Raw genomic sequence first — 20996 nt, 5'->3', positions numbered from 1 at the left:
GACCACCTTGCAAGCAGCGTTGGTAACCCCGCATCGTAACGAAAGGTGACAGCTATCATCCCCCTTCCTGTTTCAAAAACGCCTTTTTCGTGGACTCGGTCACACCCCGCTATCTCACTGCCGCGCTTTATCGGTTTGTGGACCTGCCAGACTTTGCCGCCCTGCGCGAGCCCCTGCAGACCCTGTGCGACGCGAACGGCGTGCGCGGCATGCTGTTGCTGGCGCCCGAGGGCGTCAACGGCACCATTGCAGGCGAACCACAGGGCGTGCATGCGGTGTTGGCCTGGCTGCGCAGCGATGCGCGCTTTGCCGCCCTGCAGCACAAGGAGGCGCTGGCCGAGCGCATGCCCTTCTACCGCATGCGCGTGCGCCTCAAGCGCGAGATCGTCACCCTGGGCGTGCCAGGCCTGAACCCCGCACGCAACGCAGGCACCTATGTGAAGCCCGAAGACTGGAACGCCCTCATCGACGACCCGGGCGTGGTGGTGGTGGACACGCGCAATGACTACGAGGTGGGCATTGGCACGTTTGAGCGCGCCATCAACCCGCACACGCAGACCTTTGCAGAGTTTCCGGCCTGGGTGGCGCAGCAATCGCAGCCTGGCGGCGTATTGGCTGGCAAGCCCCGCGTGGCCATGTTCTGCACGGGCGGCATCCGCTGCGAAAAGTCCACCGCGTTCCTCAAGTCACAAGGCTTTGACGAGGTGTACCACCTGGAAGGCGGCATCCTCAAGTACCTGGAAACCGTGCCCGAAGAATCCAGCCGCTGGCACGGTGACTGCTTTGTGTTCGACGAACGTGTGTCCGTAGGCCATGGCCTCGCACCGGGCCACCACCAGTTGTGCCGATCCTGCCGCATGCCGCTGGGCGAGGCCGAACTGCAGTCGTCACAATACGTGCCCGGTGTGAGCTGTCCGTATTGCCACGGCACCCGCACACCCGAGCAGGAACGCGCCCTGGCCGAGCGCGAGCGGCAGATGCAGCTGGCCCGGCAGCGTGGGCAAGAGCACATCGGCGCGCAGCAACCCGGCCGCCCCACACGCGCTGTGGCCAAGAACGCGGAGGACGATGGCATGGATGGCACAACATGACCGCCCTGCCCGTCCTGTACTCGTTCCGCCGCTGCCCCTATGCCATGCGCGCCCGCCTGGCCCTGGCCGTGAGCGGCCAGGTTTGCGAACTGCGCGAGGTGGTGCTGAGGAACAAGCCCCAGGGTCTGCTACAAGCATCCCCCAAGGGCACGGTGCCCGTGCTGGTGTTGCCCAGCAGCCAGGTGCTGGAGCAGAGCCTGGACATCATGCTGTGGGCGCTGCGACACCACGACCCTGAAGGCTGGCTCACCCCCAGCCATGGCAGCCTGGAGGACATGCTCGCGCTGATAGCCGAATGCGATGGCCCGTTCAAGCAGGCGCTGGACCGGTGCAAGTACCCCAGCAGATACCCGGACGCTGACATGGACGCGGAACACGCCCAAGCCGTGGCCTGGTTGGGTGCGCTGGAGGCCCGCCTCTCACCACATCAGCCTTACCTGTTCGGCCCCCACGCGGCCCTGGCCGACATGGCGATTGCTCCATTTGTGCGGCAGTTTGCAGGCATTGATGCCGACTGGTGGACCTCACAGCCGTGGCCCCGCCTGCAGGCCTGGCTGGCGCAATGGCAGGCCAGTCCGCTGTTTGGCCAGGTGATGCCCAAACTGCCCGCATGGGTTGACGGTACACAAGGCGTACCGTTCCCGCATGGCACCGGTATGCCAGGCTGAAGCTGTCGCACTGGCCCGCTTGAGATCGGTGCTTTGGGTACCATCTCTTCTACAAAACACCATGCTCCGTGACGCTAGAGGTTGTCACGGAGCAACCCCTCTTCGCTTCATGCAAAGCACAGCCTCCTCAGGGCTTTACCGCGCAGAGCCATCTCCAAGCCACCCCATCGACCCTGTAGCCCCTGCATGAAAATCATCGACGAAATGTTGAACCTGGACCTCCTCACCCACGAGCAGCACCTGCAAATCAGTGCATGGATCGCACGCTCTGCGTCGCCGGAAGAGATATTGCAAATGCCTGCGCCACTGTGGCAGGCCGTAGAACGCGCCAGCCAGACCATGGGCATCAACGAAGACCTTTTGCGTCCTCCTTCGCTGGACGCAGGGGACGTGGTGCTTGGATAGCCAACCTGTGCGCTTTCATGCGACCAGGTGGGACTGCGCTCGGAGCAGGAACACCGGCGCTGGCAACCCTTCCCATAACGAAAAAGGCGCTCCCTGGAGCGCCTTTTTCATGCAAGCCCATGCCTCACAGGCATCAAGCCATCGAATAACCAGAGCCTCGCTTGTTGCCACCCTTCAGCGCCCGCAACAGCACAGCCAGCAGGACCAAGCCAAACCCCACGAAGCAGATGAACGACCAGTTGGCAATCGAGCCACCCAGGAAGGTCCAGTCGATCGCAGTGCAATCGCCCGAGCCCCGGAAGATCATGGGGATGGCGCGGCTGATGGGGTAGTTTTCGATCATGCCGTAGAAGTCGCGGCCGCAGGTAGCGATCTCCGGCGGGTACCACTGCAGCCAGCTCTGGCGAGCCGCCACAAAGGCGCCAAACCCGGCAGTGATCACGGCCAGCACCGCCCAGGTCATCCACCAGCCCCGACTGCCTCGCGCACTCGCCAGGGCCGTGAATACAGCAACACCAATGAGCGCGTAGCGCTGCACGATGCACATGGGGCAAGGCTCCAGGCCCACCACATGCTGCAGGTACATGCCAAACGCCAGCATGGCCACACAGGCCACGCTGATCAGCGCCAGCACGCGACGCGGGGCCTGATCAATCCAGTTCAACACCATCATTCTTGTCCCTCGAAACCGCAGGTTACCCAGAGAGGCCTCGAAGGAGAAGCAACTCAGATACCGGCGGCGTGATCCAGAAAAACGCGGGCGCGGCGTGGTGTCACCACCAGCGTCTCACCCTCCTTGAAACCCATGTCCTTGAACTGCTGCGCAGGAATCTGCGCTTCGATCAGGGATTCTGGGGACGCATTGTCCGCTGGTTTGTGGTCATCGGTCGGAATAAGTTCCAGCCGCGCAATCGGCCCCACCACAATGGCGCGGCTCAGCTGGGCCACGATGCCACGGGGACGGCCTTCGGCGTCCAGGCCCGCGCCGGGGGAGTAGCGCTCCACGTCCAGGTCGTGCGGGCGCACATAGGCAAAGGCCTTGGCGTTCTGCGCCGCCTGGTGCTCGGGCGAGTCAAGCTGCATGCCGTCCAGGTGCACCAGGCCTTCATGGGCGCGGCCGTGGAACAGGTTCACGTCGCCCAAAAAGCCGTACACAAACGGGCTGGCAGGCTGGTCCCACACCTGCTGGGGGGAGCCGCTTTGCTCGATCTTGCCCTGGTTGATCACCACCACGCGGTCCGCCACTTCCAGGGCTTCTTCCTGGTCGTGGGTCACGAAGATGCTGGTCACATGCAACTCGTCGTGCAGGCGGCGCAGCCAGCGACGCAGCTCCTTGCGCACCTTGGCGTCCAGCGCGCCAAAGGGTTCGTCGAGCAGCAGCACCTTGGGCTCCACCGCCAGCGCGCGAGCCAGCGCAATGCGCTGGCGCTGGCCGCCCGACAGCTGCGAGGGGTAGCGCTCGGCCAGCCAGTCCAGCTGCACCAGCTTGAGCAGGTCCATGACCTTTTTCTTGATCTGCGCCTCGCTCGGGCGCTCGCTGCGGGGCTTCACGCGCAGGCCAAAGGCCACGTTCTCGAACACCGTCATGTGGCGGAACAATGCGTAGTGCTGGAACACGAAGCCCACGTTGCGCTCGCGCACATGCACGTCGGTGGTGTCTTCGCCGCTGAAGTGGATGGTGCCCACGTCGGCCGTCTCCAGGCCCGCGATGATGCGCAGCAGCGTGGTCTTGCCGCAGCCCGAGGGGCCGAGCAGCGCGATGAGTTCGCCCGAGGCAATGTCCAGGCTCACATCGCGCAGGGCCTGGAAGTCTCCAAACTGCTTGCTGACGTTACGGATTTCGATGCTCATGTTCTGTTTCCTTCACACGCCAGCGGGCGCGGGGCGCTCGGGCGGCAATTCGGCGGCGGCCTTCAGGGCCTGTTCGTTGCGGTGTTCGGCAATGGTCTTGATGACCAGGGTGACCAGCGCCAGCAAAGCCAGCAGCGAGGCCGCAGCAAACGCAGCCACGGACTGGTACTCGTTGTAGAGAATTTCGACGTGCAGCGGGATCGTGTTGGTCTGCCCACGGATGTGGCCCGACACCACCGACACGGCACCAAACTCGCCCATGGCCCGCGCGTTGCACAAGATCACGCCGTACAGCAGGCCCCACTTGATGTTGGGCAAGGTCACGTACCAGAAGGTCTGCCAGCCGCTCGCGCCCAGCACGATGGCGGCCTGCTCCTCGTCGTTGCCCTGCGCCTGCATCAGCGGGATCAGTTCTCGCGCGATGAACGGAAAAGTCACAAACACGGTGGCCAGCACAATGCCGGGTACGGCAAAGATGATCTTGATGTCATGCGCCTGCAGCCACGGACCAAACCAGCCTTGCGCGCCAAACATCAGCACATAGATCAGGCCCGCCACCACGGGCGACACCGAGAACGGCAGGTCCACCAGCGTGGTCAAGAAGGCCTTGCCCTTGAACTCGTATTTGGCAATGCACCACGCGGCTGCCACGCCGAACACGAGGTTCAGCGGTACAGCGATCAGCGCAGTGATCAGCGTGAGCTTGATGGCCGACCAGGCATCGGGCTCGCGCAGGCCTTCCAGGTACGCGCCAAAGCCCTTGCGCAGCGCCTCTGCAAACACGGCGGCCAGTGGCAGCACCAGGAACAGCAGCATGAAAGCGAGGGCGATGGCGATCAGCGTGTAGCGGACCCAGGGCGCTTCGGTCGTGCCCGCCTGGGCGCGGCGAATGGTTTGGGAGTTGTTGCCGCTCATGCTGGTGCCCCCGCGTGGCGGCGCTGCCAGGCTTGCAGCGCGTTGATGATGAGCAGCAGGATGAAGGAGATGACCAGCATCACCACAGCCACGGCAGTGGCGCCTGCGTAGTCATACTGCTCCAGCTTGCCGATGATGATGAGCGGCGTGATCTCCGACACCATGGGCATGTTGCCCGCGATGAAGATCACCGAGCCGTATTCCCCCACCGCCCGCGCAAACGCCATGGCAAAGCCGGTGAGCAGCGCAGGCGTGATGGAGGGCAGGATGACCTTGGTGAAGGTCTGCAAGCGCGTGGCGCCCAGGCAGGTGGCGGCTTCTTCCAGCTCCTTTTCGGCGTCTTCCAGCACGGGCTGCACGGTGCGCACCACAAATGGCAAGCCGATGAAGATCAGCGCAATCACAATGCCCGCAGGCTTGAACGCGAGCTGGATGCCCATGGGCTCCAGAATGCTGCCCACCCAGCCGTTGCCTGCCAGCAGTGCCGTGAGCGAGATACCTGCCACGGCGGTGGGCAGCGCAAACGGCAGGTCCACCAGCGCATCGACGATCTTCTTGCCCGGGAACTTGTAGCGCACCAGCACCCACGCGATCAGCAGGCCAAACACCAGATTGAACAGCGCCGCGAGAAACGATGCGCCAAAGGTCAGCCGGTACGACGCCATCACGCGCGGCGCGCTGATGGCCGCCCAGAACTGGTCCCAGGTGAGCGTGAAGGTCTTGAAGATCAGTGCCGACAGCGGGATCAGCACGATGATGCTCAAGTAGAAAAGGGTGTAGCCCAGTGACAGCCCAAAGCCAGGCAGCACGCGCTTGGGCGCGCGCCGTCCGGCCGGGGCTGCGGCCACAGCGGTCGCAGTGGTCATAGATGCAGTGGTGAGTCGGAAAAAGCGCTGGGCCTATTTACTTGGCGCCGGGCGTGTACAGCTTGTCGAACTGGCCACCGTCATTGAAGTGCACCTTCTGCGCTTCGGTCAGCGAGCCGAAGTACTTGGCCACCGTGAACTGCTTGAGCGGCTTGAAGGTGTCGGCGTACTTCTTGAGCACGGTCTCCGAACGGGGGCGGATGGCGTGCTTGGCTGCGATCTCTTGCGCTTCTTCCGAGTACAGGTAGTCCAGGTAGGCCTTGGCCAGCTGGGCCGTGCCCTTCTTGGCCACGGTGCGTTCCACCACGGCCACGGGGTTTTCAGCCACCACGCTCACCGAGGGGTAGATGGCATCGACCTTGCCCGCACCGAACTCGCGGTCGATGGAGACCACCTCGGATTCGAAAGTGATCAGCACATCGCCCTGGTTGCGCTGCAGGAAGGTGGCCGTGGCATCGCGGCCGCCCTTGGCCAGGATAGGCACGTTCTTGTACAGCTTGCCGACAAACTCGGCGGCCTGCGCCTCGGTGCCACCCTTTTCACGCACGGCGCCCCAGGCGGCCAGGTAGGCATAGCGGCCGTTGCCGCCGGTCTTGGGGTTGACCACGATCACCTGCACGCCGGGCTTGATGAGGTCGTCCCAGTCTTTGATGTTCTTGGGGTTGCCGTTGCGCACCAGGAACAGCATGGTCGAGGTGGTGGGCGATGCGTCGTGTGGGAACTTCTTGGCCCAGTCCTTGGCAACCACGCCGTTGTCCGCCAGAAACTGTACGTCGGTGGTGGTGTTCATGGTGACCACGTCAGCAGCCAAGCCGTCGTTCACGGCACGGGCCTGGGCGCTGGAGCCGGCGTGCGACTGGTCGATCTTCACGTCCTGGCCGGTGGTCTTCTTGTAGTGCGCGGCGAAGGCCACGTTGTAGTCCTTGTAGAACTCGCGGGCCACGTCATACGACACATTGAGCAGCGAATTCTGAGCGGCAGCCAGGCCGCTCGCGGCCAGGGCCAGAGAGGCCAGGAGGGTCTTGAGTTTCAAAGAAGTCATGGTGAAGTCGCCCAAAAAATGCTGGAGATTCCGCATTGTGCGGACCACCCCTTAAAACTCAAAAGAATATATTCTTGTTAATTAATCGAGAATTGGCATATAAGCATCTCGAAGGGCGTGCCGGTGCCATGGCCCCAAACCGCACACTAGCTGCCCGGGCCTGACATTTCGGGTCCTGCAGGCACCGAGCGCTAGTAACACATGCTCAGACAGCTATCAATTAGATAGCAATCAGGCGGCGGCCGGAGAAACCTGCGAGTACCCTGCCGCTGGCTGGATGGTGCTGTGGTCGCCCTCGAGAGACTGCAGCAACGCCCAGCCCAGCGGCCATTCGCCATGGCCCGAGTCGATGTTGATATGCCCCGCGTTCTGCATGCGCACAAACTCGCTGCCCCAGGCCCTGGCATAGGCGCCCGCCAGGCGAATGGGACAAAACGGGTCATTGCTGCTGGCCACCACGATGCTGCGGTAAGGCAACGCCGCGTAGGGCACGGGGGCAAAGTCGCTCAGGATGGCGCGGCGCTCGGGGTCGGCAGGAGCCACCAGCAAGGCGCCGCACACCTTGGCTGCAGCCTCCGGCCCCATGTGGGTGGTGGCAATACAGCCCAGGCTGTGTGCCACGATCACTACAGGGTGCGTTGCGGCCAGCACCGTCTTCTCCAGCTGGCTCACCCAGGCTGAACGCGTGGGCGTGATCCAATCGTCCTGCACCACGCGGCGCGCGTGGGGCAGGCGCTCGGCCCACAGGCTTTGCCAGTGGCCGGGGCCCGAATCGCGCCAGCCGGGGACGATGATGATGGAGGTGGAGGTGGTCACAGTCTGGCATTCTGCGAGCCAGCCTTTAAAACCCAAACGACTTAATTCTTGTTATTTAATCGCCAAATCATCTAAAAAAGCGAACTCTACGTACCTGCCTCACACAATGACTATTGAGTGAATAAATTAAACCAAACAGTTTAATTTAAAACTGATGCGTACAATGTAACGAATTGCAAACAAGTCACCTGGCGCCGTTCCGCACGACGGCCGCTGGTTGGGTTTGCATTGGCGGCTTGTCCCAGGTCGGTTCTTCCTTAGTCATCTTCACTTCAAGAGGCACCTTTCAATGCACACATGGAAAATCAGCCAGCGCCTGATGGCGGGCTTCGGTTTGGTCATCGTGGCCCTGCTCGGCATGTCGGTCTACAGCGTGCTCATTGCACGGGGCATTGATGGCGCCCTGACCGCCAATGCCACCCAAAACGCCGTCATCCAACGCGCTGCCATCAACTTCCGGGGCTCGGCGCACGACCGCTCCATCGCGGTGCGTGACGTGGTGCTGGCCCCCAACGACGACGCACGCAAGAAGGAAATTGAATCCATCGCACGGCTGGCGGACTTCTACGCCCAGTCCGCCACGCAGCTGGACAGCGTGCTGAAAACCGCCAAGGAGATTCCGCCCGAAGTGGCCCCTATGGTGCAGTCGCTCAAAGACATTGAAGCGCGTACGGTAGCCACCACCAGCAAGGTGGTCGCGCTGATGCAGTCCGGCGACCGCGCAGGCGCTGAAGCCATGCTCTGGACCGAGGCCAAGCCCCAGTACGAGCAATGGCTGGCAGCGGCCAACAAGCTCATCGACTACGAAGAGGCGCGCATCATTAAGAACAGCCAGGCAGCCAACCAGGACGCGAGCCAGTTCACCGGCGTGATGCTGTCCATCACGCTGTTGGCGGTGCTGATCAGTGTGGCGGTGACGGTGCTGGTATCACGCAGCATTGGCCGCGAGCTGGGCGCCGAGCCCAGCGAAGTGCGCGCGGTGGTGCAAGCCATCCAGCAGGGCAACCTCACCACCCCAGTGCAAGTGAAGGCGGGCGACACCGGCAGCGTGATGGTGGCAGTGCGCGACATGCAGCAGCGTTTTCATGAACTGGTGTCGGCCGTGCGCGACAACATTGCGCAGCTGCGCACCACCAGCGACGACATCAGCAGCGGCAACCAGAACCTGGGCCACCGCACCGAACAAGCCGCCAGCAGTCTGGAGCAAACCGCCGCCAGCATGGAAGAGCTGACCGCCACCGTGCGTCAAAGTGCCGACTCGGCCCGCCAGGCCAACGCCCTGGCCACCACCGCTGCCAGCACAGCCACCAAGGGCGGCGAAGTGATGCAGCAGGTGGTAAGCACCATGCAGGACATCCACCACAGCAGCCAGAAAATCGCCGACATCATCGGCGTGATCGACGGCATTGCGTTCCAGACCAACATCCTGGCGCTAAATGCCGCTGTGGAGGCAGCCCGAGCGGGCGAACAGGGGCGTGGCTTTGCCGTGGTGGCCACCGAGGTGCGCAGCCTGGCCCAGCGCAGTGCCGAGGCCGCCAAGGAGATCAAGGCGCTGATCCAGTCCAGCGTCGACAAGGTGGACTCGGGCACCCAGCTCGTGGCCAACGCGGGCGAGACCATGAACGAGATCGTGCAAGGCGTGCAGCGCGTGAACGGCATCATCGGCGAGATCAGCACCGCCGCCGCCGAGCAGAGCGACGGCATCTCGCAGGTCAACGTGGCCGTGACCCAGCTGGACCAGATGACCCAGCAAAACGGCGCCTTGGTGAGCGAAAGCACCACCGCAGCCGAAAACCTGCGCCAGCAAGCCCAGCGGCTGGCGGAGCTGGTGGCCGTGTTCCAGGTCGGCGGCAGTGCTTCAGCAGGCATGGGACTCGATGCACCGCGTGCCACGCCAGTACATCGTGGCAATGCCCTGCCCGTCCCCGGCGTGCGACGCCTCGCACACTGAGACAGCATTGCGGACAGCAGGTCCGCCAGGGTGGGTGCAATGAGGTGCTGAAAAAATTCTTGAATTTTTCGGTACCCCTCAACCCCATTGCCCCGCCCCGTTCGTTTCACCCAGCACCACCACTTTTTTGATGGAGCTGCCATGAAACCCCGTTCACTCACCCTGCACGCCCTCGCCGCCCTGACAGCACTGCTGGGCCTGGCCCACCTGCCTGCCCAAGCCATTGGCCGCCTCGCCGACGTGACCATCGTGGACCGCGACACCGGCGCCACGCTGCCGGTGCACTACGCCCGGGGCGAATACTGGGTGGCCGGGCGGCCCGGGGCGCGGTATGCCATCACGGTGCGCAACCGGTTGGGCGAGCGGGTGCTGGCCGTGCCGTCGGTGGACGGCGTGAATGTGCTCAGCGGCGAAACCGCTGCGTGGGACCAGCGCGGCTATGTGTTCTCGCCCTATGAGCGTTACCAGATCACCGGCTGGCGCAAGAGCGACAGCCAGGTGGCGGCCTTCGAGTTTTCGCACATCGCCAACTCGTATGCCGCCCGCACGGGCCGCCCTGCGCATGTGGGCGTGATTGGCGTCGCCCTGTTCCGCGAACAGCCACCGATGCCCCAGCCTGCCCCCGCCATCACCCCCGAGCCCTACAGCCAGCGCCGCGACAACAGCCTGGGCCTCGGGCGTCTGCGGGAGGACCCCGCATCGCCCGCAGCCGCTGGGGCTGCCGGTGCGCCTGCTGCCCCAGCCCCATCGGCCGAGGCAGAGTCCTCTGCCCGCTCGCAATCTGCCGACAGTGTGGCCAAGGCCGTTCCCATGCCATCGGCCAAGCTAGGCACGGCGCACGGCCAGCGCGAGACCTCGGTTGTCACCCACACCAGCTTCACGCGCCTGCAAGAGCAGCCCAATGAAATCATCAGCATCCGCTACGACAGCCGCGAGAACCTGATCGCCAGCGGCGTGATCCGCGAGCCCATCGCCCGCCCCCACGTGCCCCATGTGCCGCGCGCGTTTCCGCAGTCGGACAACCTGTCGTACGTACCCGACCCACGGTAGGCCTGGGCCGGCCCGTGAGTGCATGAGGGTTTCGCATAATGCCCGGGTGCCTGCCGCCCCACCCTCCCACGATGCCCACGATGCCTACGACGCCGACGAAGCGCTGATGCTGCGCTACGCCGGTGGCGACATGGCCGCGTTTGACCGGCTGTACGCCCGGCACGAGCTGGCCGTGTGGCGGTTTGTGTTTCGCAGCGTGAAGGTGCAGGCCGTGGCCGACGACCTGCTGCAGGACGTGTGGTTTGCGGTGGCGCGCAACGCTGCCCGCTACGAGGTCAAGGCCAGGTTCCGCACCTGGCTGTTCACCTTGGCACACCACCGGCTGGTAGACCACCTGCGTACCGCCAAACACCATGCCAGCCTAGATGCCAGCGACGACGATGCGCGCAGCCTGGCAGACACGCTGGTGGCGGACTCGGGCTTCGGGCCCGTGCGCCAATTGCAGTCGCGCGAGCAGGCCGCCGCGCTCATCGCCGCCGTAGAGCAGTTGCCGCCAGAGCAGCGCGAGGCCTTTTTGTTGCAAGCCGAAGGAGACCTGAGCGTGCAGGAGATTGCCAAGGCCACCGGCGTTAACTTTGAAACCGCCAAAAGCCGCCTGCGCTACGCGCGGGCCAGCCTGCGCCAGCACCTCAAGGAGTTTGTATGACCCGGCAGGATGACGAACTGGTCCGGCGCTACCACGAGGCCAGCGAACAGGAAGGCGCCCGCCCCGGCGTGCATGTGCGCGATGCCGTGCGTGCGCATGCACAGATGGTGGCAGCGGCTGCGGCATCGGCCACCCCGGTAGCAGCCCCTGCCGCCAACCAGGCCCGCTGGAAGATTTCGGCCCTGGCCACCTTGGCCGTGGTGGGGCTGACTGGCTTGCTGATGCTGCAGTTTGAGCGCGGCACGCCCGAAGAGCGGGACACCGCTTTCAGCCACCGCCGGACCGAGTCGCCTGCGCAGGCTCCCACGGTCCCTGCTCCTGCGGCCACACCGACGCTCCCGCCACCGGCAGAGCCCCCATCGGTCACTCCGCCTGCACCGGAAAGCGCACAGAAAAGTACGCGGAACAGCGCCGGCCCGTCGGCCGACGCCATGCTCCCCAAGCCTGCCACGGTAGCCCCCCCCGCGCCTGCGCAGACACCAGCACCCGCCCAGCCCGTAGCCAAGCCGGCTCCTGTGTCGCCTTCCACTGAGCAGGAAGCCCTGTCAGCACCTCGCTCAGCCGGGGCCCTCTCCGGTTTCCCAGCGTCGCCCCCCGCGCCCTCGACCGCAGCCTCCCCTGCCGAATCTGGTGGTGAAAGGCGCGAGCGCACAGCAGCCCCCGCGGCACCGGCGCTTCAGGAGACCACCCCGGCTGCCCCCGCTCCGGCCGCCGCACCAGCCGCCCGCAGCGCGCAGGCTGACTCTGCAGCGCGCGACCAACAGACGGCGGCTGCAGCCCCTGCCATGTCAAAAAATATGGGCGCGGCCTCGCCCAACACCATCTGGGAGGCCGCCCGCTCGGGCCTTACCCAGCAGGTCGAAGCCCTCGTGCAACAGGGCACGCCAGTGGATGCCCGCGACCCCGGAGGAAAAACCGCCCTGATGCTGGCCGCCTTGAACGGCCACACCGCCACTGTGCAGCGGCTGCTGGCCTTGCGCGCCAACCCGGCGCTGGTGGACCGCGAAAGTCTGAATGCGGCACAGCTCGCGGCACAGCGGGGCCACACGCGCCTGGCAGAGCTGCTGGAAGCGGCCCGCTGAAAAGCGCACCGGCAGGTCTCGCAGTGCCCGCGTCATGTCCGCAGGGGGCGGGCGTAGCTGCCCCGCTCGGCGGTAGCGGCGAGTCAGTGGCTCGTCGGAATCATTAGAACCGCACTGCCTCAAACGCGGGGTGCAGCGCATCGATCCAGTGGTCCAGCTCGTCCTGAGTCACATGCAGGTGGTCCATGCAGGCCTGGCCGTGTTGGGTCCACTCGCGCGTGGGGGCCAGGCCGTCGTGCTGGTTGACCAGAAACTCGGCCAGCAAGCCCAGCGCCACCAGGTGGCGCACGGTGGGATCAAACTGCTCGTCGTTCAGGCAGGCAAAGTCGTGGTGCAGCCAGATGGCCTGGGCCACATCGCCCGGCAGGTGCCAGGTGCGCGCCACGATGGCGCCCATCACCGCGTGGTCGGTGCGGTGGCTCGCGTTCTCGGTCTGGGTAAAGGTGCGGTCCTTGCGCGCCAGGGCCTCGGTCACGGTGCCCGCGTAGCCCCGCACCGCCTTCACCAGCACCGGCATGCCCACGTGGCAGAACAGCCCGAAGCTGTAACCCAGGCCCGGGTCCAGGCTGTAAAGCTGGTGGCCGATGTGCTCGCACGCAATGGCGCGGCGCTGCGAGCTTTCCCAGAAATGCTCCAGCAGCGGCGAGCGCACCTGCAGCGCATTGCGCGTGATGAAGGCAGACAAAAGCTCCACGGCCGGCTGCAGCCCCAGCACCGTCAGCGCCATGCCCACGGTCTGCACCGGCTGGGCCAGGCCGTACAGCGGACTGTTGGCCAGCCGCATCACGGCGGCGGCCAGGGCTACGTCGGAGGATGCCAGTTGCTCCAGCGCGGTCGAGTCCAGCTCGGGCGCCGCCACGATCTGCTGCAGGCGCAGCAGTGACTCGGGGCACGGCGGGATCACGATGGCGCGCACGGCAGGGTGCACGCGGGCTTGCCGGATGTCTTGGTCGATGGGGTGTGGAGCGGTCACAAAAAGTCCCCGGGCCGCCGCGTGTGCCGACCACACGGACGGGCGCAGCCCGCACAGTTGCAATTCGTTGCATTGTGGCGCCAAAAAGCGCTTTGCCCACCGAACCCGTGCACAAGCGCAGGCTTTGCGCCCAGCGCCTCAGAACCTGTCGTTTGAACAGGTTCTCAGATATTGGCGCCGTCGAGCCCCTGCAGGGCCTGCCGTGTGCTCAGGCTGCTGCGCCCGGGCATGGCCTCGCCCAGGTAGTCCAGAAAACGCCGTACCGCGGGCGACAGCCCCCGGCGGGAGGGGAACACGGCGTGCACGATGGCGGGCGCCGGCGCCCAGTCGGGCAGCACCCGCACCAGCTTGCGCTCGCGCATTTCCTCCTGGCACATGTAGTCGGGCATCCAGCACACCCCCGTGCCGGCCACGGCCGCGTATTTGAGCGTGAGCAGGTCGTCCGCCACATAGCGCGGCGTGTGCTGCACCATCTGGTGCACGCCTCCCGGTCCGATCAGGTTCCAGGTCGATCGGCCATCGGGCGCGGACATGGCGATGCTGTCGAGCTTGGCCAGGTCGTCCAGCGTTTGGGGCGTGCCCTGGCGGATCAGCAGCTCGGGGCTGGCCACCAGGATCTGCGTGGTGTGGTCCAGCCGCTTGACGACCATGCTGCCGCTGTCGTCCACCGAGGGACGCACGCGCAGCGCCACGTCGATGCCCTCTTCCACCAGGTTGACCGCGCGGTTGCTCACCAGCATGTCGATGCGCACCTCCGGGCAACTGGCCAGGAACCGGGGGATCAGCTCGGCCACCACGGTCTGCGCCAGCGTGACGGGGCAGCTCACGCGGATGGTGCCGCGCGGCACGGTCTGCACCTGGGCTACCGTGTCGGCCGCCGCCTGGGCCGATTCGCGCATGGCCTGACAGTGGCGCAAATAGGCTTCGCCCACTTCGGTCAGCGAGAGCTTGCGGGTGGTGCGCTGCAGCAGGCGCACGCCCAGCTGCGTTTCCAGGTCGGACACCCGGCGCGACAGGCGCGATTTGGGGATGCCGAGCGCGCGGCCCGCAGCGGCAAAGCCACCGCGCTCCACCACTTCGGCGAAATACAGCATGTCGTTGAGATCTTGCATGGGCTTCATCGTCCTATGGATAGAACAATCTATCGCAAGTTCACTACCTTATCAACAAATTGATCCATCCCCACAATTCATCCCATGGCCACACGCTGTGGCTCCGATCCACAGAACCCCAGGAGTTCCCTCATGCAACTGCTTCACGTCGACTCTGCCATCACCGGTGATCAATCCGTGTCCCGCCAACTGACTGCCCGCACAGTGACCGCCTGGCAAGCCGCCCACCCTGGCACCACCGTGCAATACCTGGACCTGGCCCAACAGGCGCCTTCGCACCTGTCGGCCCAGTCGCTGGGGTTCCGCACCGGCCAGGCCGCTGCCACCGAGGCAGAGCGCGCTGAAAACGCACTGTCCGAGGCCCTGGTGAGCCAGTTCCTGGCCTCCGACGTGATCGTGATTGGCGCGCCGCTGTACAACTTCTCCATCCCCAGCCAGCTCAAGGCCTGGATCGACCGCCTGGCGCAAGCAGGCCGCACCTTCAAGTACACCGAAAAGGGCCCCGTGGGTCTGGCCGCCGGCAAGACGGTGATCGTGGCCTCCACCCGTGGCGGCGTGTACTCGACCAGCGAAGGCGGCCAGGCGATGGAGCACCAGGAGAGCTACCTGAAGGTGGTGTTTGGCTTCTTCGGCATCACCGACGTGCGCTTTGTGCGTGCCGAAGGCGTGGCAATGGGCCCAGACGCCAAGGCGGCCGCACTGGCCTCGGCCAATGTGGAAATTTCCACGCACACCAGCGTGGCCGCCAACCAAGGCCGCGTGTCGCAGGCCGCCTAAGCGCAGCAGCGACCAGGGAGTGCAGGGCGCAAGCCCTGCAACCCCCCTAGAACCCGGTCGCGTGCCGGGTTTTGGCTTTTATCCAGCCAAAACGGCCGGATGCGCTAGTGGAACATGCCTGAGCAGCTATCATTTTTGATATGCCGCGCACGGGCAATGCGGCGCACAGCCCCAGCCATGCCTGCAGTTACTGCGCTGCGTGTGGCGCCCGCCGCTGCAACCATTGCTCAGCCAGCTGCCGGGGCGGCAGGGCTGGGGCAAACAGCCAGCCCTGAAAACGCTCGCAGCCCATGCGGATCAACAACTGCAGCTGTTCCTCGGTCTCCACGCCTTCGGCCACCACCTCCAGCCCCAGCGTGCGGGCCAGGGCGTTGACGGTGGCGCAGATCTCGCGGTCGTTCACGTCCACCACGATGTCGCGCACAAACACCTTGTCGATCTTCAGCTCGCTCACCGGCAGGCGCTTGAGCTTGATGAGCGACGAGTGGCCGGTGCCAAAGTCGTCGATAGACAGCGCAAAACCCGCGTTCTTCAGATCGAGCGCGATGGCGTACAGGGACTCGTCCAGCAGCTGCGACTCGGTGATCTCCAGCACCAGGCCGGCGGGCGCCACCCCGGCGCGCTGGGTCACGCCCAGCAGGGTCTGGGTAAAACCCGGCTCACGCAACTGGATGGTGGAGACATTGACCGACACCACGGGCACCTGCCAGCCCTCGGCACGCCACTGCGCCATCTGGCGGCAAGCGGTCTCGAACACCCACAGCCCAATGGGCACGATGAGCCCGCTCTCCTCGGCCAGCGGGATGAACTCGTCGGGCGGCACCGCCTTGCCATCCACCGACCAGCGCAGCAGCGCCTCGGCACCCACGGTCTGGCGCTGCTGGTTGAGCTGGGGCTGGTAGACCAGCGCGAACTCGCCCGCCTGCAGCGCGTTGTGCAGGCGCCGGCGTAGCTCCAGCCGCCCGCGCGTGATCTGCGTGAACTCCTCGATGTAGAAGCGGTACGAGCCCCGGCCTGCACTCTTGGTGGCGTGCAGGGCCGAATGCGCGTGGCGCACCAGCTCCACGCTGTTGGCCGAGTCGTCCGGGTACAGGCTGATGCCCAGGCTGGCACCCATGTACTGTGCGCCCACCTCCGACAGCTCCCAGGGCTGCGCCAGGCCCTCCACCAGCGAGGCCGCCAGCTGCGCCAGCTCGGTGCGCGACGCCGGGCGCAGCAGCATCACCGTGAACTGGTCATTGGCCAGCCGCGACACCAGGCCCTGCCCCGCCAGCAGCTGGGTGATGCGTTGCGCCACCTCGCTCAGCAGCGCGTCGCCCACGCGGTGGCCATAGGTTTCGTTCACGCTCTTGAAGTGATCCAGGTCGATCAGCATCAGCGCCACGCGGCGGTTGGTGCTGTGTGTGTCGCGGGCGGCCTCGGCTACGGCGCGCTCCAGGGCGTCTTCAAAGTAGCGTCGATTGGGCAGGCCGGTGAGCGCATCAAAGTGCGCCACGCGGTACAGCTGCTCCTCGTTGCGCAGCACTGCGGCCTCGGCCGTGCGCAGGCGGTTGAGCAGGCTCACCACAATGGTCTGGCGCAGTGCCGCCAGCAGCAGCACCAGCAGGCAGCACACCAGGATCAGCGCCTGCATGCCTGCCCTGCCATCGGGCGCCACAAACAGCAGCACCAGGGTGATGGCCGCCAGCGTCATGGACAGCAGTGGCACGTAGTTCATGACCTGGTCGCACTGGCGGCGGTAGGCCGCATCTGCCGACATCTCAAACCGCAGCCAGCGTGCGCCCCAGCCCAGCACCAGCGCCGACACACTGAAGCTGGCGTTGAACCAGATGCCCGGCTGCACCGTGTTGCTGATGACCATGAGGTTCCACTGCATCCAGCTCAGGCCAAAGCCCAGCAGGCCCAGCAGCACCAGCGCATGGGACCGGTCGATGCGCACCCCCACCGTCGGAACAGCCAGCGCCGTGACGCCCGCCGCAGCGAGAAACCCGGCCGGGTACAGCACCAGCACCGTGCCCACGGCCAGCGAGTCCACCTCGCCCGAGGGCAGGTAGATCACCAGCGTGAACGCCAGCAGCGCCAGCACCGTGCCGCCAAAGTCCAGGGCGGCCGGGTAAGCCCGATCGCGCGACAGGCGCGCAAAAGTGGCGCGGATGACGGTGGCAGCCCACAGCGGCCCCCCCGCCAGAAACAGCAGGTCGGCGGGCGCGGGGAATGGGTTCCAGTCCAGCGCCACCTGCACGTTCCACACCATTTGCCCCAGGGCCACCAGCACCGCAAAGATGAGCAGGCCGGTGTGCAGCGCGCGGTCGGTGGGCGGCGCCAGCCGCCAGCCACGCCAGGCCCAGAAGGCAGACAGCCCAAAGGCCAGCGTCCAGGAGGCGTTGTCCAGAAACAGCCGCACGCCCGGGGCCGGTGCCCACAGCGACGCAACGAACAACAGCGTGGTCGCACTCAACCAGACCGCTGTGAGGATTCGTTCCGCGAAGGGCATGGTGGAGGGATGGTGTTACTGGACGTTACCCTCTCATTGTGTATGCAAGCGCGACACCACAGTTTTCCCAGCGCAACGCAGGGGAATGGTGTTGGCGAGCCGCTATCATTTAGATAGCTATTTGCGCTTTACGTGAAAGCGCAAAACGCCAAAAATACTTGGATGTTTAACTGCTGTTGCAGTCGCTTTTTCCGCACCCTCTCCCCTTGCGGGAGAGAGGGCGAAGCGGCAACCAGTCCGCAGTACGAAAGCGCCCTTCATCGCAGGGCGCTTTTGCGATCAGCTTCAGAAGCCTGGCAGCACCGAGCCCTTGAATTCGGTCTGGATGAACTTCTTGACTTCTTCCGAGTGGTAAGCCTTCACCAGCTTGGCCACCCAGGGCTTGTCCTTGTCGGCTTCACGCACGGCGATCAGGTTGACGTAGGGGCTCTTGGCGTTTTCTTGTGCAATGGCGTCCTTGCCAGGGTTCAGGCCGGCCGACAGCGCAAAGTTGGTGTTGATGGCCGAGGCGTCCAGATCGTCCAGCGAACGGGGCAGCTGGGCGGCGTCGAGTTCAACAAACTTGAGCTTCTTGGGGTTGCTCACCACGTCCAGCGGCGTGGCCTTGAGGCCCGCGCCGTCACGCAGCTTGATCAGGCCCTTGTCCTGCAGCACCAGCAACACGCGGCCGCCGTTGGTGGGGTCGTTGGGAATGCCGAACTTGGCGCCTTCCTTCAGGTCTTCCAGTTTCTTGACCTTCTTGGAATACAGGCCGATGGGGAAGTTGACGGTGTAGCCCACCGACACCAGCTTGTAGCCACGGTCGGCCACTTGCGCGTCGAGGTAAGGCTTGTGCTGGTAGCTGTTGGCGTCCAGGTCGCCCGCAGCCAGCGCGGCGTTGGGCTGCACATAGTCGCTGAACTCGACGATCTGGATCTTGAGGCCGTCCTTCTCGGCAACCTTCTTCACCTGCTCGAAGATCTGGGCGTGGGGGCCGCCGGTCACGCCCACCTTGATGGGCTTGTCCTGGGCCATGGCGCCGGACGAGAAAGCGGCAGCAGCGGCCAGGGCCAGGGCGGATTGCAGAAGAAGGCGCTTGTTGTTGTTCACAGGGAAAACCTTTCGTTGAGAGATGGCTCGCATCCTAGGGTTTCCCCGATAAAACTGGAACAACTAAGTTTTCATTTCATTACAACCCATTCGAATAAGAAGACAAGGCCCGTGCCCCCACCCCCACCTCATGAAACTGGCGCGCGCCCGGCGAGGGCAGCCGAGCAAGGGCCGCCCCACAGCGAGGGCTGCGTCCCCTTTCCCGAATCGCGCAGCGATTCGAGAGAAGGGGGAAGTGGCGCAGCCACTCTGGGGGATGTTCCAAGTCACCCACGCAGTGCCACGTTGTTCAGCTTGTCCAGCCGCTCGGGCCAGGTGCCTTCCACCGTCGCGCCCTGCAGCAGGATGCGCGTCCAGGCCACCCAGGCGTCCCACTGCACGCGCTTGTCCCAGGCATTGCCCCAGGCGCTGAACAGGTGCAGTGCGCTCTCGGCGGCGGCCTTGGCGTCGTCCTTGCGGCCAGCGGACAGATACAGCTGGGCCAACACCATCTGTGGCTCGCCCACCCAGGGATTGTGGCGCACGGCGCTTTCCAGCACGCCGGTGGCCACGTCCAGGTCCACCAGCGGCTGGTCTTGCTGGATGACGGACCAGTACAGCGACGTGGCCGCCGCCTCGTTGGCGGCAGACAGGTGCTGCGAGCAGTGTGCAAACACGGGTGGCATGGGCAGCACGTCCTTCAGCCCCGGGTGCTGCAGCGCCTTGGCCAGACCATTGATCTGGTGCACCATGCGCCCCGACGGCCGCATGGGTCCTGGCCAGAGCGATGCAGCCCAGTGCGCCTTCTGGTGACGGTGTTGCACATCGGGAAAGCGCGAGAAGATGTCGTCCTGCCAGCTGAACCACTGCTCGATGGTGTCGGCCATGCTCACGATGATGAAGGCCGCCACCTCGTAGGGCGTGAGCACATGGTCCTGCCCATCCTTTTGCAGCACCAGGCTGCCGTCCGCCTCCAGCGCATGGGCCAGCACCTTTTGCACAAACTGCGTGCGCGACTGGGTGCAGAACAGGTAGACCAGGTGCTCGGCCGACTCGCCCGCAATCTCGCGCACCCGGGCACGCTCCTTGGCAGGGTCGAACTTCACCAGGTCCACAAACGCATTGCCATACACACTGTGCAGCAGGCCCAACAGGCGCACATCACGCGGCTGCTGCCACACCGTCAGCGTGCGCGTCACGCCCACCAGGTGGTGGCGAAACGTGCCCGCCTTGTGCCAGTCCTGCCCCACATTGCGCGCGAGCACCGTGGGCAACACGGGCGCCAATTCGGGGTCACGGGTCAGCCACTCGTCGTCCAGCAGCGGCAACGCGCGGGCAAACAGGACAGGGTCAAGGGGGTGAAGCGGCAGGGTCATGGGGGTTGTGTCTCCGGCGTTGAGTGTGCGGGTGATGCAAAGTACACACAGTATCTGCCCACACGGCGGTTGTGCAAGCACCGCGGCGACCCTGCCTTTACACCCAGCACGCGCCTGCACGGCGGCTCGGTCAGCCCCATTGCGGGCTGCGGGCTTTCAGGCTCAGAGGCTGAGAGTTTTTTAGCCGGGCCCGAAAGGCGCGCCGATACGCCTCGGATCTAGGCACAAAGCACAGCCATAGCTCAGGCTATGGCGAGCATTGGTAACGACGCGCCGGGGCGTATCAGCGTGCAACGCGGGTATGGATAAAGGACTCTCAGCCTCTCAGACCAGCCGCACCTCAAAGTACGCGCCCTCGCCTTCTCCCAGATCCCGGAACCCGGCCTGCCGGGCTGCCACGCTGGCCTTGCCCCAGGCCTTGAGCAGGGTGAGATCGCCAGGAGACACCACCTCAGGGGGCGACTCCTCCAGGCTCTGCATGGTGTCCAGGGCAGCCGCCACCTGTTCGGGGCCGCCAAGCTGCTTTTCCAGGGCCCTGGCGTACCGGGTTTCTGCGGCAATGCGCTCCTTGGCCGGGAGTTCCTCGGGGTAGTCGCGCAGGGTGACGGCGTAGGTGGATTCGATGACTTGCATGGCGCTGCTTCTCCTGTGGTTTGATACTGTATGAATATACAGTTTTTTCCAACAAAATTCGAGCGCCGAAAGATCCCACACGGAGCGCGGGAGGATGGAAAGATTGTTCTCAATACTGGAACAGTTAGTTTGCGACTGGGTGGTTTTTCCCTGAACACCATCGGCGTACAGTTCATCCCA

General features: G+C 65.0%; 20 protein-coding genes. 8 read left to right on the top strand and 12 right to left on the bottom strand.

Annotated features, from left to right (window positions below):
- The first annotated feature begins 89 nt into the window (after positions 1-89).
- The 3 genes from trhO to ACTJKQ_RS14780 all read left to right on the top strand — a co-directional run bounded on the left by trhO (position 90) and on the right by ACTJKQ_RS14780 (position 2164).
- Positions 90-1091, top strand: coding sequence for an oxygen-dependent tRNA uridine(34) hydroxylase TrhO (gene trhO, locus ACTJKQ_RS14790; protein ID WP_440597293.1), 1002 nt, complete (start codon positions 90-92; stop codon positions 1089-1091).
- The gene (locus ACTJKQ_RS14785) at positions 1088-1759 is read left to right on the top strand and encodes a glutathione S-transferase (RefSeq protein ID WP_440597292.1); all 672 of its coding nucleotides are present in this window, start codon (positions 1088-1090) and stop codon (positions 1757-1759) included. The genes trhO and ACTJKQ_RS14785 overlap by 4 nt, the downstream gene beginning before the upstream one ends.
- Before the next feature lie 186 nt (positions 1760-1945).
- On the top strand, positions 1946-2164 hold the full coding sequence (locus ACTJKQ_RS14780; protein WP_108497288.1) for a hypothetical protein: 219 nt from the start codon (positions 1946-1948) through the stop codon (positions 2162-2164).
- 133 nt (positions 2165-2297) lie between these two features.
- Here ACTJKQ_RS14780 and ACTJKQ_RS14775 read toward each other — a convergent pair whose 3' ends face one another.
- From ACTJKQ_RS14775 to ACTJKQ_RS14750, 6 genes are all read right to left on the bottom strand, one after another.
- Positions 2298-2834 carry a disulfide bond formation protein B gene (locus tag ACTJKQ_RS14775; RefSeq protein WP_440597291.1) on the bottom strand — a complete coding sequence of 179 codons (537 nt, stop codon included), beginning with the start codon at positions 2832-2834 and terminating at the stop codon, positions 2298-2300.
- Positions 2835-2890: 56 nt separating this feature from the next.
- Complete coding sequence (locus ACTJKQ_RS14770; protein ID WP_056067633.1) at positions 2891-4015, bottom strand: sulfate/molybdate ABC transporter ATP-binding protein; 1125 nt, start codon at positions 4013-4015, stop codon at positions 2891-2893.
- Between the two features lie 12 nt (positions 4016-4027).
- Positions 4028-4930, bottom strand: coding sequence for a sulfate ABC transporter permease subunit CysW (gene cysW / locus ACTJKQ_RS14765; RefSeq protein ID WP_440597290.1), 903 nt, complete (start codon positions 4928-4930; stop codon positions 4028-4030).
- A complete protein-coding gene (gene cysT / locus ACTJKQ_RS14760; RefSeq protein ID WP_440597289.1) occupies positions 4927-5796 on the bottom strand; it encodes a sulfate ABC transporter permease subunit CysT in 870 nt (289 codons plus the stop codon). Before cysT ends, cysW begins: the two co-directional genes overlap by 4 nt.
- 37 nt (positions 5797-5833) lie before the next feature.
- Positions 5834-6838, bottom strand: a complete 1005-nt coding sequence (locus tag ACTJKQ_RS14755; protein ID WP_099732089.1) for a sulfate ABC transporter substrate-binding protein — start codon at positions 6836-6838, stop codon at positions 5834-5836.
- Positions 6839-7069: 231 nt separating this feature from the next.
- Positions 7070-7654, bottom strand: coding sequence for an RBBP9/YdeN family alpha/beta hydrolase (locus ACTJKQ_RS14750; RefSeq protein WP_440597288.1), 585 nt, complete (start codon positions 7652-7654; stop codon positions 7070-7072).
- A gap of 289 nt (positions 7655-7943) precedes the next feature.
- On the opposite strand from ACTJKQ_RS14750, the gene ACTJKQ_RS14745 reads away from it, so the two are divergent.
- The 4 genes from ACTJKQ_RS14745 to ACTJKQ_RS14730 all read left to right on the top strand — a co-directional run bounded on the left by ACTJKQ_RS14745 (position 7944) and on the right by ACTJKQ_RS14730 (position 12383).
- Positions 7944-9605 (top strand): methyl-accepting chemotaxis protein, encoded by a 1662-nt coding sequence (locus tag ACTJKQ_RS14745; protein WP_440597287.1) that lies wholly within the window; start codon positions 7944-7946, stop codon positions 9603-9605.
- A gap of 141 nt (positions 9606-9746) precedes the next feature.
- A complete protein-coding gene (locus ACTJKQ_RS14740; RefSeq protein WP_440597286.1) occupies positions 9747-10655 on the top strand; it encodes a hypothetical protein in 909 nt (302 codons plus the stop codon).
- Between the two features lie 106 nt (positions 10656-10761).
- Complete coding sequence (locus tag ACTJKQ_RS14735) at positions 10762-11301, top strand: sigma-70 family RNA polymerase sigma factor (RefSeq protein WP_082522572.1); 540 nt, start codon at positions 10762-10764, stop codon at positions 11299-11301.
- Positions 11298-12383 carry an ankyrin repeat domain-containing protein gene (locus ACTJKQ_RS14730; RefSeq protein ID WP_440597285.1) on the top strand — a complete coding sequence of 362 codons (1086 nt, stop codon included), beginning with the start codon at positions 11298-11300 and terminating at the stop codon, positions 12381-12383. The genes ACTJKQ_RS14735 and ACTJKQ_RS14730 overlap by 4 nt, the downstream gene beginning before the upstream one ends.
- A gap of 103 nt (positions 12384-12486) precedes the next feature.
- On the opposite strand, the gene ACTJKQ_RS14725 is transcribed toward ACTJKQ_RS14730, so the two are convergent.
- Both ACTJKQ_RS14725 and ACTJKQ_RS14720 read right to left on the bottom strand, forming a co-directional pair.
- The gene (locus tag ACTJKQ_RS14725) at positions 12487-13356 is read right to left on the bottom strand and encodes an HDOD domain-containing protein (protein ID WP_056746683.1); all 870 of its coding nucleotides are present in this window, start codon (positions 13354-13356) and stop codon (positions 12487-12489) included.
- Between the two features lie 164 nt (positions 13357-13520).
- Positions 13521-14468, bottom strand: coding sequence for a LysR family transcriptional regulator (locus tag ACTJKQ_RS14720; RefSeq protein ID WP_056067825.1), 948 nt, complete (start codon positions 14466-14468; stop codon positions 13521-13523).
- 132 nt (positions 14469-14600) lie between these two features.
- Here ACTJKQ_RS14720 and ACTJKQ_RS14715 point away from each other — a divergent pair, with 132 nt between their 5' ends.
- Positions 14601-15245 (top strand): FMN-dependent NADH-azoreductase, encoded by a 645-nt coding sequence (locus tag ACTJKQ_RS14715; protein ID WP_440597284.1) that lies wholly within the window; start codon positions 14601-14603, stop codon positions 15243-15245.
- A 187-nt stretch (positions 15246-15432) separates the two neighbouring features.
- Here the strand turns inward: ACTJKQ_RS14715 and ACTJKQ_RS14710 are convergent, their stop codons facing one another.
- The 4 genes from ACTJKQ_RS14710 to ACTJKQ_RS14695 form a co-directional block, all read right to left on the bottom strand.
- A complete protein-coding gene (locus ACTJKQ_RS14710; protein ID WP_440597283.1) occupies positions 15433-17739 on the bottom strand; it encodes a putative bifunctional diguanylate cyclase/phosphodiesterase in 2307 nt (768 codons plus the stop codon).
- Positions 17740-18024: 285 nt separating this feature from the next.
- A complete protein-coding gene (locus tag ACTJKQ_RS14705; RefSeq protein WP_121419899.1) occupies positions 18025-18861 on the bottom strand; it encodes a MetQ/NlpA family ABC transporter substrate-binding protein in 837 nt (278 codons plus the stop codon).
- 233 nt (positions 18862-19094) lie between these two features.
- Positions 19095-20183 carry a DUF6817 domain-containing protein gene (locus tag ACTJKQ_RS14700; protein ID WP_440597282.1) on the bottom strand — a complete coding sequence of 363 codons (1089 nt, stop codon included), beginning with the start codon at positions 20181-20183 and terminating at the stop codon, positions 19095-19097.
- Between the two features lie 324 nt (positions 20184-20507).
- Entirely contained in the window at positions 20508-20816 is a 309-nt protein-coding gene (locus tag ACTJKQ_RS14695) for a hypothetical protein (RefSeq protein WP_056067613.1), read from the bottom strand.
- Between the last annotated feature and the right edge of the window lie 180 nt (positions 20817-20996).

Source organism: Acidovorax sp. 22279, from assembly GCF_052045435.1.
Classification (GTDB): domain Bacteria; phylum Pseudomonadota; class Gammaproteobacteria; order Burkholderiales; family Burkholderiaceae_C; genus Acidovorax; species Acidovorax delafieldii.
The sequence above is the reverse complement of the archived record's forward strand: the minus strand, read 5'-3'. Positions and strand labels throughout refer to the sequence as shown.